Origin of the sequence: Pseudomonas sp. GL-R-19 (assembly GCF_019956375.1) — a bacterium.
Classification (GTDB): Bacteria; Pseudomonadota; Gammaproteobacteria; order Pseudomonadales; family Pseudomonadaceae; genus Aquipseudomonas.
Map to the genome: position 1 here is coordinate 1 of NZ_JAHBDJ010000013.1, position 15,119 is coordinate 15,119.

The following is a 15,119-nucleotide window of genomic DNA, read 5'->3' on the forward strand; positions in this document are numbered from 1 at the left end:
GTCATGACACTGGCCGGTGTCTTTTTTTCAAACCGCGCTAGAACTTCTGTCCACATCGTTTTCGTCACCCTGACTGGTTTTTAGGGGATTCTAAACGAAGACCTTGAAAGGGCTGGCCGTAAGGGCGGAACCAATAGCGGCCGTAACCGCAGAAACGGATATGTACACCATCAAAAAAACCGCACAAACAAAAACGGCCTCCTGCTCTTTATATAAGAAGCAGAGGCCGTTCCCGGTACAACTCAACACGCTACAGCAAGACAACTCTTACTTGCGGTCTTCCAGCTTGGTGATGTCACGCGACTCGTAGCCGGTGTACAGCTGGCGCGGACGGCCGATCTTGTACGGGCTGGAGAGCATTTCTTTCCAGTGGGAGATCCAGCCGACGGTCCGCGCCAGGGCGAAGATCACGGTGAACATGCTGGTTGGAATGCCGATAGCCTTTAGGATGATCCCCGAGTAGAAGTCGACGTTCGGGTACAGCGAGCGTTCGATGAAGTACGGGTCGGTCAGGGCGATCTCTTCCAGGCGCATGGCCAGTTCGAGTTGCGGATCGTTCTGGATGCCCAGTTCCTTCAACACTTCGTCGCAGGTCTGCTTCATGACGGTGGCGCGTGGGTCGCGGTTTTTGTAAACGCGGTGACCGAAGCCCATCAGTTTGAACGGATCGTTCTTGTCCTTGGCCTTGGCGATGAACTTGTCGATGTTCGAAACATCGCCGATTTCATCGAGCATGGTCAGTACGGCTTCGTTTGCACCGCCGTGGGCAGGGCCCCACAGCGCAGCGATGCCGGCGGCGATACAGGCGAACGGGTTGGCACCCGAAGAGCCCGCCAGGCGTACGGTGGAAGTCGACGCGTTCTGCTCGTGGTCGGCGTGGAGGATGAAGATCCGGTCCATGGCCTTGGCGAGTACCGGGCTGATCGGTTTGATCTCGCACGGGGTGTTGAACATCATGTGCAGGAAGTTTTCCGCATACGACAGGTCGTTACGCGGGTACATCATGGGTTGGCCCATGGAGTACTTGTAAACCATCGCTGCCAGGGTCGGCATCTTGGCAACCAGGCGGATCGCGGAGATTTCGCGATGCTGCGGGTTATTGATGTCCAGGGAGTCGTGGTAGAAGGCCGAGAGGGCGCCGACTACGCCGCACATGACGGCCATCGGGTGGGCGTCGCGACGGAAGCCGTTGAAGAAGGTCTTCAACTGCTCGTGGACCATGGTGTGGTTCTTTACGGTGCTGACGAACTGGGCCTTCTGTTCTGCGGTCGGCAGTTCGCCGTTGAGCAGCAGATAGCAGGTTTCCAGATAGTCCGACTTTTCAGCCAGCTGTTCGATCGGGTAGCCGCGGTGCAGCAGAATGCCATTGTCGCCGTCGATATAGGTGATCTTCGACTCGCACGAGGCGGTCGACATGAAGCCTGGGTCAAAGGTGAAACGGCCCGTGGCCGTCAGGCCCCGAACATCGATAACATCGGGACCAACGGTGCCGGTTAAAATGGGCAGCTCGACGGGGGCTGCGCCCTCGATGATCAACTGCGCTTTTTTGTCAGCCATGTGGCCTCCTATTTATGCTTGAAATCATCAGACAGACCCCCCACGCAGGGCCCGCACCACTATAGTGAGATAAATTCGAATGTCAATTTGCCTAAAGTCTTGCTCCAGAAGGCTTTAACCGGACTTTTTCCTCGAAATTGACTGCCATTTACGCCTTTTATGGCAGTTGCGCAATCAGCTGTTTGGGTTAGGTGTTTGCGTTGTCATTAGTAGCCTAACTGTCTATACTCGGCCACCGACCGCCAAGGGCTTTTGGGCCTGCTTTATTGGGGGTCGCATCCCTGGGTGGTGGTTACCTGACCAGTGCACTCCCCAACAACTTTGCCCTGATTGTTAGGGGCTCTTCAGTGTGAAAAAAAAGCCGTGAAAAGCCAACGACCTGTAAACCTAGACCTAAGGACCATCAAACTCCCCATCACCGGCGTTACGTCGTTTCTTCACCGTGTTTCCGGCATCATCCTCTTCCTGGGCCTTGGCTTCATGCTTTATGCATTGGGCAAATCCCTGGGTTCCGAGGAAGGTTTTGCCGACGTGAAGGCAACCTTGACCAGCCCGCTGGCCAAGTTCGTAGCATGGGGCCTCCTGTCCGCTCTTCTTTATCACCTGGTAGCCGGTGTGCGCCACTTGATTATGGATATGGGCATCGGTGAGACGCTGGAAGGCGGCCGCCTGGGCTCGAAAATTATCATCGCCGTTTCCGTGGTGCTGATCGTTCTGGCAGGAGTTTGGATATGGTAACCAGCGTTACGAACCTTTCGCGTTCCGGTCTTTATGACTGGATGGCGCAACGTGTGTCTGCGGTCGTTCTCGCGGCTTATTTCATCTTCCTGATCGGATACCTCGCGGTGAATCCGGGCATTGGCTATGAGCAATGGCACGGCCTGTTCGCTCACAACGGGATGCGTATCTTCAGTCTGCTGGCCCTGGTGGCCCTGGGCGCTCACGCCTGGGTCGGCATGTGGACCATCGCGACTGACTACCTGACGCCGATGGCGCTGGGCAAGTCCGCGACTGCAGTGCGTTTCCTTTTCCAGGCAGTATGCGGCGTCGCGATGTTCGCTTACTTCGTCTGGGGTGTGCAGATTCTCTGGGGTATCTGATTCATGGCTAACATTCCAACGATTTCTTTCGACGCCATCATTATTGGTGGTGGCGGTGCCGGCATGCGCGCGGCGCTGCAACTGGCACAGGGCGGTCACAAGACTGCTGTGATCACCAAGGTTTTTCCGACCCGTTCGCACACTGTATCCGCTCAAGGCGGCATCACCTGCGCGATCGCGTCTGCTGACCCGAACGATGACTGGCGCTGGCACATGTACGATACCGTCAAGGGTTCCGACTACATCGGTGACCAGGACGCTATCGAATATATGTGTCAGGAAGGCCCGGCTGCCGTTTACGAGCTGGACCACATGGGCATGCCATTCTCGCGTACCGAGCAAGGCCGTATCTATCAGCGTCCGTTCGGTGGCCAGTCCAAGGACTACGGTAAAGGCGGCCAGGCTGCGCGTACTTGCGCTGCTTCCGACCGTACCGGTCACGCACTGCTGCACACCCTTTATCAGGGCAACCTGAAAGCCGGTACCGTGTTCCTGAACGAGTACTACGCTGTCGATCTGGTGAAAAACCAGGATGGCGCTTTCGTCGGCGTGATCGCGATCTGCATCGAAACCGGCGAAACCACCTACATCCGTGCCAAGGCCACCGTACTGGCCACCGGCGGTGCAGGTCGTATCTACGCTTCGACCACCAATGCCCTGATCAACACCGGTGACGGCGTTGGCATGGCGCTGCGTGCCGGCGTACCGGTGCAAGACATCGAAATGTGGCAGTTCCACCCGACCGGCATCGCCGGCGCTGGTGTACTGGTTACCGAAGGTTGCCGTGGTGAAGGTGGATACCTGATCAACAAGCACGGCGAGCGTTTCATGGAGCGTTATGCTCCGAACGCCAAAGACCTTGCCGGTCGTGACGTTGTTGCCCGTTCGATGGTTAAGGAAATCATCGCCGGTAACGGTTGCGGTCCGAATGGCGACCACGTGATGCTCAAACTCGACCACTTGGGCGAGGAAGTGCTGCACAGCCGTCTGCCAGGCATCTGCGAGCTGTCGAAGACTTTTGCGCACGTTGACCCGGTTGTCGCTCCGGTTCCGGTTGTTCCGACCTGCCACTATATGATGGGCGGCGTTGCCACCAACATTCACGGCCAGGCGATGACCCAGAACGCCGAAGGCGTGGACGAGATCATTCCTGGTCTGTTCGCGGTAGGTGAAGTGGCTTGCGTATCGGTTCACGGTGCCAACCGTCTGGGCGGCAACTCGCTGCTCGACCTGGTGGTATTCGGCCGTGCTGCCGGCCTGCACCTGGAAAAGGCGCTGACCGACGGTATCGAATACGACGATGCTACTGACGCCGACATCCAGGCAGCCCTGTCGCGCCTGTCCGCTCTGAACGAGCGTACCGAAGGCGAAGACGTGGCTACCTTGCGTCGCGAGCTGCAAAACTGCATGCAGAACTACTTCGGTGTATTCCGTACCGGCGAATACATGCAGAAGGGTATCGCCCAGCTGGCTGATCTGCGCAAGCGCATCGCCAACGTGAAGATCAACGATAAGTCGCAGGCGTTCAACACTGCGCGTATCGAAGCTCTGGAGCTGCAGAACCTGCTGGAAGTGGCCGAAGCCACCGCCATCGCTGCAGAAGTACGTAAAGAGTCCCGTGGTGCTCACGCCCGTGAAGACTTCGAAGATCGTGACGACGAAAACTGGCTGTGCCACACCCTGTACTTCCCGGGTGACAAGCGCGTGACCAAGCGTGCCGTGAACTTCTCGCCGAAGACTGTTCCGACTTTTGAACCTAAGATTCGGACTTATTAAGGGTGGCCGCCATGTTGCAAGTCAGCGTTTATCGTTACAACCCTGATCAGGACGCCGCGCCGTTCATGCAGGAATTCCAGGTCGATACCGGTGGTAAAGACCTGATGGTGCTGGACGTGCTGGCCCTGATCAAAGAGCAGGACGAGGGTTTCTCCTATCGTCGCTCTTGCCGTGAAGGTGTTTGCGGTTCCGACGGCATGAACATCAACGGCAAAAACGGCCTGGCGTGCATCACGCCGCTGTCTGCTGTCGTAAAAGGTAACAAGTTGATCGTTCGTCCGCTGCCAGGTTTGCCGGTTATCCGTGACCTGGTCGTCGATATGAGCATCTTCTACAAGCAATACGAAAAGGTTAAGCCATACCTGCAGAACGACACGCCGGCTCCGGCCATCGAGCGTCTGCAGTCCCCTGAAGAACGTGAAAAGCTCGACGGTCTGTACGAGTGCATCCTGTGCGCCTGCTGCTCGACCTCTTGCCCGTCCTTCTGGTGGAACCCGGACAAGTTCCTGGGTCCAGCCGCTCTGCTGCAAGCGTACCGCTTCCTGGCAGACAGCCGTGACACCAAGACGTCCGAGCGTCTGGCTTCGCTGGATGACCCGTTCAGCGTATTCCGCTGCCGCGGGATCATGAACTGCGTCAACGTATGTCCGAAAGGCCTGAACCCGACTAAGGCCATCGGTCACATCCGTAACATGTTGCTCTCGAGCGGCGTGTGATTCAGCTGCTGTACCCGTAGGACCGCTGTACCCGTAGATGCTACGGCGCAGGCTTCAACCGGCGCCGTAGTTTTAACCTGAGCAGCAGCTTAAAAGGCTGCGGCTCTTATTTTGAAGAAATGAGACAAGCAGGGGCATCCGGGCTGGTACCCGGACTATCAGTGTGATCCTAGTGGCTTGTTTTGGTCGCTGCATTCGGACTTCTGCAAGTTTGCTCGGTGTCGACACCGATGGTGTTCCCCTAACCGAGGGTGACCAAGCATGCAAGAAAGCGTGATGCAGCGCATGTGGAACAGTGCCTACCTATCCGGTAGTAACGCTGCCTATGTGGAAGAGCTTTACGAGCTCTACCTGCACGACCCTAACGCTGTGCCAGAAGAGTGGCGCACCTACTTCCAGAAGTTGCCTGCTGACGGCAACTCTGCCACCGATGTTTCGCACTCGACAATTCGCGATCATTTCGTCTTGCTGGCAAAGAACCAGCGCCGCGCCCAACCGGTTTCCGCCGGCAGCGTGAGCAGTGAGCACGAAAAGAAGCAAGTTGAAGTGCTGCGATTGATCCAGGCCTACCGTATGCGTGGCCACCAGGCAGCCCAGCTTGACCCGCTGGGACTGTGGCAGCGTCCTGCACCTGCAGACCTGTCGATCAATCATTACGGCTTGACCAATGCCGATCTTGATACGACCTTCCGTGCCGGCGACCTGTTCATCGGCAAAGAGGAAACGAGCCTACGCGAAATTCACGAAGCGTTGCAGCAGACATATTGCCGCACCATCGGCGCTGAGTTCACGCACATCACCGATTCCGAGCAGCGCCAGTGGTTCCAGCAGCGTCTGGAAAGCGTGCGCGGTCGTCCGACGTACTCCGCCGACATCAAGAGCCACCTGCTCGAGCGAGTGACCGCCGGTGAAGGCCTGGAAAAATACCTGGGTACCAAATACCCGGGTACCAAGCGTTTCGGTCTGGAAGGCGGCGAAAGCCTGATTCCGATGCTCGACGAGCTGATCCAGCGTTCCGGTTCCTACGGCACCAAGGAAATCGTCATCGGCATGGCCCACCGTGGTCGTCTGAACGTGCTGGTCAACACCTTCGGCAAGAACCCGCGCGAGCTGTTCGACGAGTTCGAAGGCAAGAAGAAGGTCGAGCTGGGTTCCGGTGACGTCAAATACCACCAGGGCTTCTCGTCCAACGTGATGACCACCGGCGGTGAAGTTCACCTGGCCATGGCGTTCAACCCGTCCCACCTGGAAATCGTTTCCCCGGTGGTCGAGGGTTCGGTTCGCGCCCGTCAGGACCGTCGTAACGATCCGACCGGTGAGAAGGTTCTGCCGATCTCCATCCACGGTGACGCTGCATTCGCAGGTCAGGGCGTGGTCATGGAAACCTTCCAGATGTCGCAGACCCGCGGTTTCAAGACCGGCGGTACCGTGCACATCGTGATCAACAACCAGGTCGGTTTCACCATCAGCAACCCGCTGGACTCGCGTTCCACCGAGTACGCGACCGACGTTGCGAAAATGATCCAGGCACCGATCCTCCATGTGAATGGCGATGATCCGGAAGCCGTATTGTTCGTGACCCAGCTGGCCATCGACTACCGCATGCAGTTCAAGCGTGACGTGGTGATCGACCTGGTCTGCTACCGTCGTCGCGGCCACAACGAGGCCGACGAGCCAAGCGGCACCCAGCCGATCATGTATCAGCAGATCAGCAAACAGCGCACCACCCGTGAGCTGTATGCCGATCGTCTGACCCAGGGCGGTGTGCTGGACGCAGAGCGTGTTCAGGCGAAAGTCGACGAATACCGCAACGCACTGGACAACGGTCTGCACGTGGTGAAGAGCCTGGTCAAAGAGCCGAACAAAGAGTTGTTCGTGGATTGGCGTCCGTATCTGGGCCACGCCTGGACCGCACGTCACGACACTCGCTTCGACCTCAAGACCTTGCAGGAACTGTCTGCCAAGCTGCTGGAAATCCCGGAAGGCTTCGTGGTTCAGCGCCAGGTCGCGAAGATCTACGAAGATCGTCAGAAGATGCAAGCCGGCGGCCTGCCGATCAACTGGGGTTACGCCGAAACCATGGCGTACGCGACCCTGGCGTTCGAAGGTCACCCGATCCGCATGACCGGCCAGGACATCGGCCGCGGTACGTTCTCGCACCGTCATGCCGTGTTGCACAACCAGAAAGACGCGGGCACCTACATCCCGCTGCAGAACCTGTACAACGGCCAGCCACGTTTCGACCTGTACGATTCGTTCCTGTCCGAAGAAGCGGTACTGGCGTTCGAATACGGTTACTCGACCACCACGCCTGATGCGCTGGTGATCTGGGAAGCCCAGTTCGGCGACTTCGCCAACGGTGCCCAGGTGGTTATCGACCAGTTCATCACCAGTGGCGAGCACAAGTGGGGCCGTCTGTGCGGTCTGACCATGTTGCTGCCGCACGGTTATGAAGGTCAGGGGCCGGAGCACTCCTCGGCTCGTCTGGAGCGTTACCTGCAGCTGTGCGCCGAGCACAACATTCAGGTAGCCGTGCCGACTACGCCGGCACAGATCTATCACTTGCTGCGTCGTCAGGTTATTCGCCCTCTACGCAAGCCATTGATCGTTCTGACTCCGAAGTCTCTGCTGCGCCACAAGCTGGCCATCTCGACGCTGGAAGATCTGGCCGAAGGTTCGTTCCAGACCGTTATCCCGGAAATCGATGCCCTGGACCCGAAAAAGGTCGAGCGCGTTGTTCTGTGTAGCGGCAAGGTCTACTACGACCTGCTGGAAAAACGTCGTGCCGAAGGTCGTGACGACATCGCCGTCGTGCGTATCGAGCAGCTGTACCCATTCCCTGAGGACGACTTGAAAGAAGTCCTGGCGCCTTATACCAACGTCAAGCATGCCGTCTGGTGTCAGGAAGAGCCGATGAACCAGGGTGCCTGGTACTGCAGCCAACACCACATGCGTCGCAGCATCAGCAACCTCAACAAGTCTCTCGTACTCGAGTACGCGGGCCGCGAGGCTTCTGCTGCACCTGCATGCGGTTACGCATCGATGCACGCCGAACAGCAGGAACAACTGCTGCAAGACGCCTTTACTGTTTAACGCCTTCGCGCACCTGAAACCGAATTTAAGGAACCACAGACAATGGCTATCGAGATCAAAGCCCCCACTTTCCCGGAATCGGTTGCCGATGGCACCGTTGCCACCTGGCACAAAAAACCGGGCGACGCCGTCAAGCGTGACGAACTGATCGTCGACATCGAAACCGACAAGGTCGTGCTGGAAGTCCTTGCCACCGCTGACGGCGTGCTGGGCGCGATCATCAAGAACGAAGGCGACACTGTTCTGTCCGACGAAGTACTGGGCTCCATCGGCGAAGGCAGCGGCGCCGCCGCTCCAGCCGCGGCTGCTCCAGTGGCTGCCGCTGCTCCAGCTGCCGCCGAAGGCGAAGACGATCCTGTTGCTGCTCCAGCTGCCCGCAAGCTGGCTGAAGAGAGCGGCATCAACATCGCTTCCGTTGCCGGCACCGGCAAAGGCGGTCGCGTGACCAAGGAAGACGTGGTTGCAGCCGTTGCTGCCAAGAAAGCCGCTCCGGCTGCCGCGCCTGCCAAGGCTGCTGCACCTGCCGCTGCTGCTCCAGTGTTCGCTGCTGGCGAGCGCATCGAGAAGCGCGTACCGATGACCCGTGTGCGGGCCACCGTTGCCAAGCGTCTGGTTGAAGCTCAGTCGAACATGGCGATGCTGACCACGTTCAACGAAGTCGACATGACCGAAGTCATGGCCCTGCGTTCGAAGTACAAGGATCTGTTCGAGAAGTCCCACAACGGCGTACGCCTGGGCTTCATGTCGTTCTTCGTGAAAGCGGCCACCGAAGCACTGAAGCGCTTCCCGGCTGTCAACGCCTCGATCGACGGCGGCGACATCGTTTACCACGGCTACGCTGACGTCGGCGTTGCAGTTTCCAGCGATCGCGGCCTGGTTGTACCGGTTCTGCGTAACGCCGAACTGATGAGCCTGGCTGAAATCGAAGGCGGCATCGCCACCTTCGGCAAGAAAGCCCGCGACGGCAAACTGTCGATGGACGAAATGACCGGTGGTACTTTCACCATCACCAACGGTGGTACTTTCGGTTCGATGATGTCGACTCCGATCGTCAACCCGCCACAAGCCGCCATCCTGGGCATGCACAACATCATCCAGCGTCCTATGGCCATCAACGGTCAGGTCGTTATCCGTCCGATGATGTACCTCGCTCTGTCCTACGATCACCGTTTGATCGACGGCAAAGAAGCTGTGACCTTCCTGGTTACCATCAAGAACCTGCTGGAAGACCCGGCTCGTTTGCTGCTGGATATCTGATTTCGTTGCACGGGCCGCTCAGTGATGGACGGCCCTTCTGTAATGACCAGCTTCGTCCCACGACGGTCTCCAAAAGGGGCCGTCCGGTTTGATTCGAGAAGGAATGACACATGACTCAGAAATTCGACGTGGTAGTGATTGGCGCGGGCCCTGGCGGCTACGTGGCTGCCATTAAAGCAGCGCAACTGGGCCTCTCCACTGCCTGCATCGAGAAATACACCGACAAGGAAGGCAAACTGGCTCTGGGCGGTACTTGCCTGAACGTCGGCTGCATTCCATCCAAGGCCCTGCTGGACAGCTCGTGGAAATTCCACGAAGCCCAGGACGGTTTCGCGATCCACGGTATCAATCACGCTGGCGTGACCATGGACGTGCCAGCGATGGTCGGCCGTAAAGCCAACATCGTCAAAGGCCTGACCTCCGGCGTTGCGACCCTGTTCAAAGCCAACGGTGTGAGCTCCATCGAGGGTCACGGCAAGCTGCTGGCCGGCAAGAAAGTCGAAGTCACCAAGCCAGACGGCTCGGTAGAAATCATCGAAGCCGAAAACGTCATCCTGGCTCCAGGTTCGCGTCCGATCGACATTCCGCCAGCTCCGGTTGACCAGAATGTGATCGTCGACTCCACCGGCGCCCTGGAATTCCAATCCGTGCCTAAGCGTCTGGGCGTGATCGGCGCTGGCGTGATCGGTCTGGAACTGGGTTCGGTCTGGTCGCGTCTGGGTGCAGAAGTGACCGTCCTGGAAGCCCTGGACACCTTCCTGATGGCAGCGGATACCGCTGTTTCCAAGGAAGCGCTGAAAACCCTGACCAAGCAAGGTCTGGACATCAAGCTGGGCGCTCGCGTAACCGGTTCCAAAGTGAACGGCGACGAAGTCGTGGTGAACTACACCGATGCCAAGGGCGAGCAGAAAATCACTTTCGACAAGCTGATCGTAGCCGTTGGTCGCCGTCCGGTGACCACTGATCTGTTGGCTGCCGACTGCGGCGTGACCCTGGACGAGCGCGGTTTCGTGCACGTTGACGATCACTGCGCCACCACCGTACCGGGCGTTTACGCCATCGGTGACGTGGTTCGCGGCATGATGCTGGCGCACAAGGCGTCGGAAGAAGGCATCATGGTTGTCGAGCGCATCAAGGGTCACAAGGCCCAGATGAACTATGATTTGATCCCTTCGGTTATTTATACTCACCCGGAAATCGCGTGGGTCGGTAAAACCGAGCAGGCCTTGAAAGCTGAAGGCGTTGAAGTTAACGTCGGCACCTTCCCGTTCGCAGCTTCCGGCCGTGCCATGGCTGCCAACGACACCGGTGGTTTCGTCAAGGTCATCGCAGATGCCAAGACAGACCGCGTACTGGGCGTTCACGTGATTGGCCCAAGCGCTGCCGAACTGGTTCAGCAGGGCGCGATCGGTATGGAATTCGGCACCAGCGCTGAAGACCTGGGCATGATGGTTTTCTCCCATCCGACCCTGTCTGAAGCCTTGCACGAAGCAGCTTTGGCTGTGAATGGCGGCGCCATCCACATCGCCAACCGCAAGAAGCGTTAAGACAATAAGAAACCACGGCGGAATGGCCCGTCGTGAGCCTTGCATGCAAGACTCACCGCGGAATATCCGCTGGACGCAGTCTTGCATAGCTGCACCGGGTATCCGGAAAGGCTATGCAAGCAGCAGTCACAGGTGGTGCGGCACTTGAATGAGTGCAGCACCGAATGCGCAGTACCTAACGAAGACGGTAATAAGCATGAATCTTCACGAGTATCAGGGTAAGCAGCTGTTCGCTGAGTACGGCCTGCCAGTTTCCACCGGTTACGCGGTAGACACCCCGGAAGCAGCAGCAGAAGCTTGCGACAAAATCGGCGGCAGCGAGTGGGTTGTCAAAGCCCAGGTCCACGCCGGTGGTCGCGGTAAAGCGGGCGGCGTAAAGCTGGTTCGCAGCAAAGAAGATGCCAAGGCATTCGCACAGCAGTGGCTGGGCAAGCGTCTGGTGACTTACCAGACTGACGCCAATGGTCAGCCAGTCACCAAGATCCTGGTTGAATCGTGCACTGATATCGCTAAAGAGCTGTACCTGGGCGCTGTCGTTGACCGTTCGAGCCGTCGTATCGTGTTCATGGCTTCCACCGAAGGTGGCGTGGACATCGAGAAAATCGCTCACGACACTCCAGAAAAAATTCTGAAAGCCACTATCGATCCACTGGTTGGCGCTCAGCCATTCCAGGGTCGCGAGCTGGCATTCCAGTTGGGTCTGGAAGGCAAGCAGGTTGCTCAGTTCGCCAAGATCTTCGTAGGTCTGGCCAAGCTGTTCAAGGATCACGACCTGGCTCTGCTGGAAGTGAACCCGCTGGTGATCAAGGCTGACGGCGATCTGCACTGCCTGGACGCCAAGATCAACATCGACGCCAACGCCATGTACCGTCAGCCTAAGCTGAAGACTTTCCACGATCCGTCGCAAGACGATCCGCGCGAAGCGCACGCTGCCAAGTTCGAACTGAACTACGTAGCACTGGAAGGCAACATCGGTTGCATGGTCAACGGTGCTGGCCTGGCCATGGGTACCATGGACATCGTCAACCTGCATGGCGGCAAACCAGCCAACTTCCTCGACGTGGGCGGCGGTGCTACCAAGGAACGCGTTACCGAAGCGTTCAAGATCATCCTGTCCGACACTAACGTCGCTGCAGTACTGGTCAACATCTTCGGCGGCATCGTTCGTTGCGACATGATTGCCGAAGGCATCATCGGTGCAGTGAAAGAAGTCGGCGTGAAAATCCCGGTTGTTGTTCGCCTTGAAGGCAACAACGCTGAGCTGGGCGCTAAAGTACTGGCAGAAAGCGGTTTGAACATCATCGCTGCTACCAGCCTGACCGACGCTGCTCAACAAGTCGTTAAAGCTGCGGAGGGCAAATAATGAGCGTCCTGATCAATAAAGACACCAAAGTTATCTGCCAGGGTATTACCGGTTCGCAAGGTAGTTTCCACACCCAGCAAGCCATCGAATACGGCACCAAGATGGTCGGTGGCGTAACTCCAGGCAAAGGCGGCACCGAGCACCTGGGCCTGCCAGTGTTCAACACCGTTAAAGACGCTGTAGCTGCTACTGGCGCTACCGCCAGCGTGATCTACGTTCCGGCTCCTTTCTGCAAGGACTCGATCCTGGAAGCGGCTTTCGGCGGCATCAAGCTGATCGTCTGCATCACCGAAGGCATTCCTACCCTGGACATGCTGGACGCTAAAGTTAAGTGCGACGAGCTGGGTGTTACCCTGATCGGCCCTAACTGCCCAGGCGTGATCACTCCAGGCGAATGCAAGATCGGCATCATGCCAGGTCACATTCACTTGCCAGGCAAGGTCGGTATCGTTTCCCGTTCCGGCACCCTGACCTACGAAGCTGTGAAGCAGACTACTGACGCCGGTTTCGGTCAGTCGACTTGCGTCGGCATCGGTGGTGACCCGATCCCGGGTTCGAACTTCATCGACATCCTGAAGCTGTTCCAGGAAGACCCGAAGACCGAAGCGATCGTGATGATCGGTGAGATCGGCGGTTCGGCTGAAGAAGAAGCGGCTGCCTACATCAAGGCACACGTGACCAAGCCGGTTGTTTCCTACATCGCTGGTGTGACTGCTCCTCCGGGCAAGCGCATGGGCCATGCTGGCGCAATCATCTCTGGCGGCAAAGGCACTGCAGACGAGAAATTCGCTGCTCTGCAAGACGCAGGCGTTAAAACCGTGCGTTCGCTGGCAGACATCGGCAAGGCCCTGGCCGAGCTGACTGGCTGGGCTGTCAAGTAAGCCTCGTGCTTGACTGACGCTTCACCAGACAAAGGCCACCTTCGGGTGGCCTTTGTCATTCTTGAAGATCAAAAGATCGCAGCCTGCGGCAGCTCCTACAGAAGATCGCATTTCCCTGTAGGAGCTGCCGCAGGCTGCGATCTTTTGATCTTTTAATATGTAAACGCGACATGGAAATGTCGTGTATCGGATAGTTCGCCCTCAAACAGTGCGTTTATCGGCCAGATTCGTTAGTCTACGCGCCATTTTTGCGTCTGCGGCCCACAAGGCAGCAACGCGCTAAAAGGGTTGGTCTCATACGGACCGACAGCATTTCCCTCACCCATAGGGAAATCCCTCTCTAAATTCCGATTCAGTAGTGTGGTATTTCCTTAATGAAAGTGTTGAAAGGCCAGGACATCCTGGCACTTGGTTTTATGACGTTTGCCCTGTTCGTCGGGGCTGGCAACATCATCTTCCCGCCTATCGTCGGTTTGCAGTCCGGACCTAATGTCTGGATGGCGGCGCTGGGCTTTCTGGTCACCGCGGTCGGTCTGCCGGTGATCACCGTTGTTGCGCTGGCGAAAGTCGGTGGGGCAATGGATGCATTGAGTAGCCCGATCGGTAAAGTGGCTGGAGGCCTGTTGGCGGCTGCCTGCTATCTGGCCGTAGGACCACTGTTCGCGACGCCACGTACCGCCACGGTATCGTTCGAAGTCGGCCTGGCGCCGCTGACCGGCGAGAGCCCGCTGGCGTTGTTCCTGTACAGCTCGGTGTACTTCCTGCTGGTGTTCTTCATTTCGCTGTACCCGGGCCGTTTGCTGGATACGGTAGGGCGCTTCCTCGCGCCGCTGAAGATTATCGCCCTGGCCGTTCTCGGCATCGCAGCATTCGCCTTGCCGGCCGGTGACATTGGTCAAGCAACCCCTGAATACATGGCAGCGCCGTTTTCCCAAGGCTTCATCAATGGTTACCTGACCATGGATACCCTGGGCGCCCTGGTGTTCGGCATCGTCATCGTCAACGCCATCCGTTCCCGCGGTGTCGAGTCGCCCGCACTGATCACTCGTTACGCGATCATTGCCGGCCTGATTGCCGGTGTGGGTCTGGCGCTGGTTTACGTCAGCCTGTTCCGTCTCGGTTCGGGCAGTCATGAAGTGGCCGCTGGCGCTACCAATGGTGCGGCGGTATTGCATGCTTACGTGCAGCACACCTTCGGATCGCTAGGTAGTGGTTTCCTTGCCGTGCTGATCTCACTGGCGTGCCTGGTGACTGCGGTCGGCCTGACCTGTGCCTGCGCCGAGTACTTCAGCCAAGTGCTGCCACTGTCCTACAAGACGCTGGTCATCATCCTTGCTGCATTCTCCCTGCTGGTGTCCAACCTGGGCCTCACCAAGCTGATTGCGTTCTCGATCCCGGTACTGACCGCGATCTATCCGCCGTGCATCGTTCTGGTGGCGTTGAGCTTCTGCAAGGACTTCTGGCATGAGCAGGGTCGTATCCTCGGCCCGGTCATGCTGGTGTCGTTCATCTTCGGCCTGATCGACGCCCTCAAGGGTGCAGGCCTGGCGGACTGGATGCCGACGCAAATGGCCCACCTGCCGCTGAGCGAGCAGGGCCTGGCCTGGCTGGTGCCGTCGGTGATGACACTGGTGGTCGCAGTGGTTTGCGATCGCCTGCTGGGCAAGCGCGCCGAAGCCTTGGCTTAAGTCGCTTCACGGCCCGCCACAAGCGGGTTTTGAGCAGAAACAGAAATGCCCCGTATCAATCGATACGGGGCATTTTTTATGGGGTTGAGGCAGTGTCTTTTTTTCTGAGCTAACGTCGAAAGTCTGCCAAACCCATTGTAG

At 57.9% G+C, this 15,119-nt stretch carries 11 protein-coding genes; 10 read left to right on the forward strand and 1 reads right to left on the reverse strand.

The annotated features are described in order from the left end of the window. Positions 1–267 precede the first annotated feature (267 nt). A complete protein-coding gene (gene gltA, locus KGA83_RS08320; protein WP_007977501.1) occupies positions 268–1,557 on the reverse strand; it encodes a citrate synthase in 1,290 nt (429 codons plus the stop codon). A gap of 363 nt (positions 1,558–1,920) precedes the next feature. On the opposite strand from gltA, the gene sdhC reads away from it, so the two are divergent. The 10 genes from sdhC to brnQ all read left to right on the forward strand — a co-directional run bounded on the left by sdhC (position 1,921) and on the right by brnQ (position 14,978). Beyond that, positions 1,921–2,295: a succinate dehydrogenase, cytochrome b556 subunit gene (gene sdhC / locus KGA83_RS08325; protein WP_033052382.1), complete on the forward strand. Its 375-nt coding sequence runs from the start codon at positions 1,921–1,923 to the stop codon at positions 2,293–2,295. Continuing rightward, positions 2,289–2,657, forward strand: a complete 369-nt coding sequence (gene sdhD, locus KGA83_RS08330; RefSeq protein ID WP_095139417.1) for a succinate dehydrogenase, hydrophobic membrane anchor protein — start codon at positions 2,289–2,291, stop codon at positions 2,655–2,657. Before sdhC ends, sdhD begins: the two co-directional genes overlap by 7 nt. 3 nt (positions 2,658–2,660) lie before the next feature. Then, positions 2,661–4,433, forward strand: coding sequence for a succinate dehydrogenase flavoprotein subunit (sdhA, locus tag KGA83_RS08335; protein ID WP_223529435.1), 1,773 nt, complete (start codon positions 2,661–2,663; stop codon positions 4,431–4,433). 11 nt (positions 4,434–4,444) lie between these two features. Then, the gene (locus KGA83_RS08340; protein ID WP_003223007.1) at positions 4,445–5,149 is read left to right on the forward strand and encodes a succinate dehydrogenase iron-sulfur subunit; all 705 of its coding nucleotides are present in this window, start codon (positions 4,445–4,447) and stop codon (positions 5,147–5,149) included. Between the two features lie 261 nt (positions 5,150–5,410). Then, positions 5,411–8,242, forward strand: a complete 2,832-nt coding sequence (locus KGA83_RS08345) for a 2-oxoglutarate dehydrogenase E1 component (RefSeq protein ID WP_108219936.1) — start codon at positions 5,411–5,413, stop codon at positions 8,240–8,242. Between the two features lie 42 nt (positions 8,243–8,284). Then, entirely contained in the window at positions 8,285–9,499 is a 1,215-nt protein-coding gene (gene odhB / locus KGA83_RS08350) for a 2-oxoglutarate dehydrogenase complex dihydrolipoyllysine-residue succinyltransferase (protein ID WP_108219937.1), read from the forward strand. Positions 9,500–9,609: 110 nt separating this feature from the next. Next, positions 9,610–11,046 carry a dihydrolipoyl dehydrogenase gene (gene lpdA / locus KGA83_RS08355; RefSeq protein WP_108219938.1) on the forward strand — a complete coding sequence of 479 codons (1,437 nt, stop codon included), beginning with the start codon at positions 9,610–9,612 and terminating at the stop codon, positions 11,044–11,046. A gap of 196 nt (positions 11,047–11,242) precedes the next feature. Further along, positions 11,243–12,409 carry an ADP-forming succinate--CoA ligase subunit beta gene (sucC, locus tag KGA83_RS08360; protein WP_007919879.1) on the forward strand — a complete coding sequence of 389 codons (1,167 nt, stop codon included), beginning with the start codon at positions 11,243–11,245 and terminating at the stop codon, positions 12,407–12,409. Then, on the forward strand, positions 12,409–13,290 hold the full coding sequence (gene sucD, locus KGA83_RS08365; RefSeq protein WP_003223019.1) for a succinate--CoA ligase subunit alpha: 882 nt from the start codon (positions 12,409–12,411) through the stop codon (positions 13,288–13,290). Before sucC ends, sucD begins: the two co-directional genes overlap by 1 nt. A 374-nt stretch (positions 13,291–13,664) precedes the next feature. Beyond that, a complete protein-coding gene (gene brnQ / locus KGA83_RS08370) occupies positions 13,665–14,978 on the forward strand; it encodes a branched-chain amino acid transport system II carrier protein (protein ID WP_108219051.1) in 1,314 nt (437 codons plus the stop codon). Positions 14,979–15,119 lie beyond the last annotated feature (141 nt).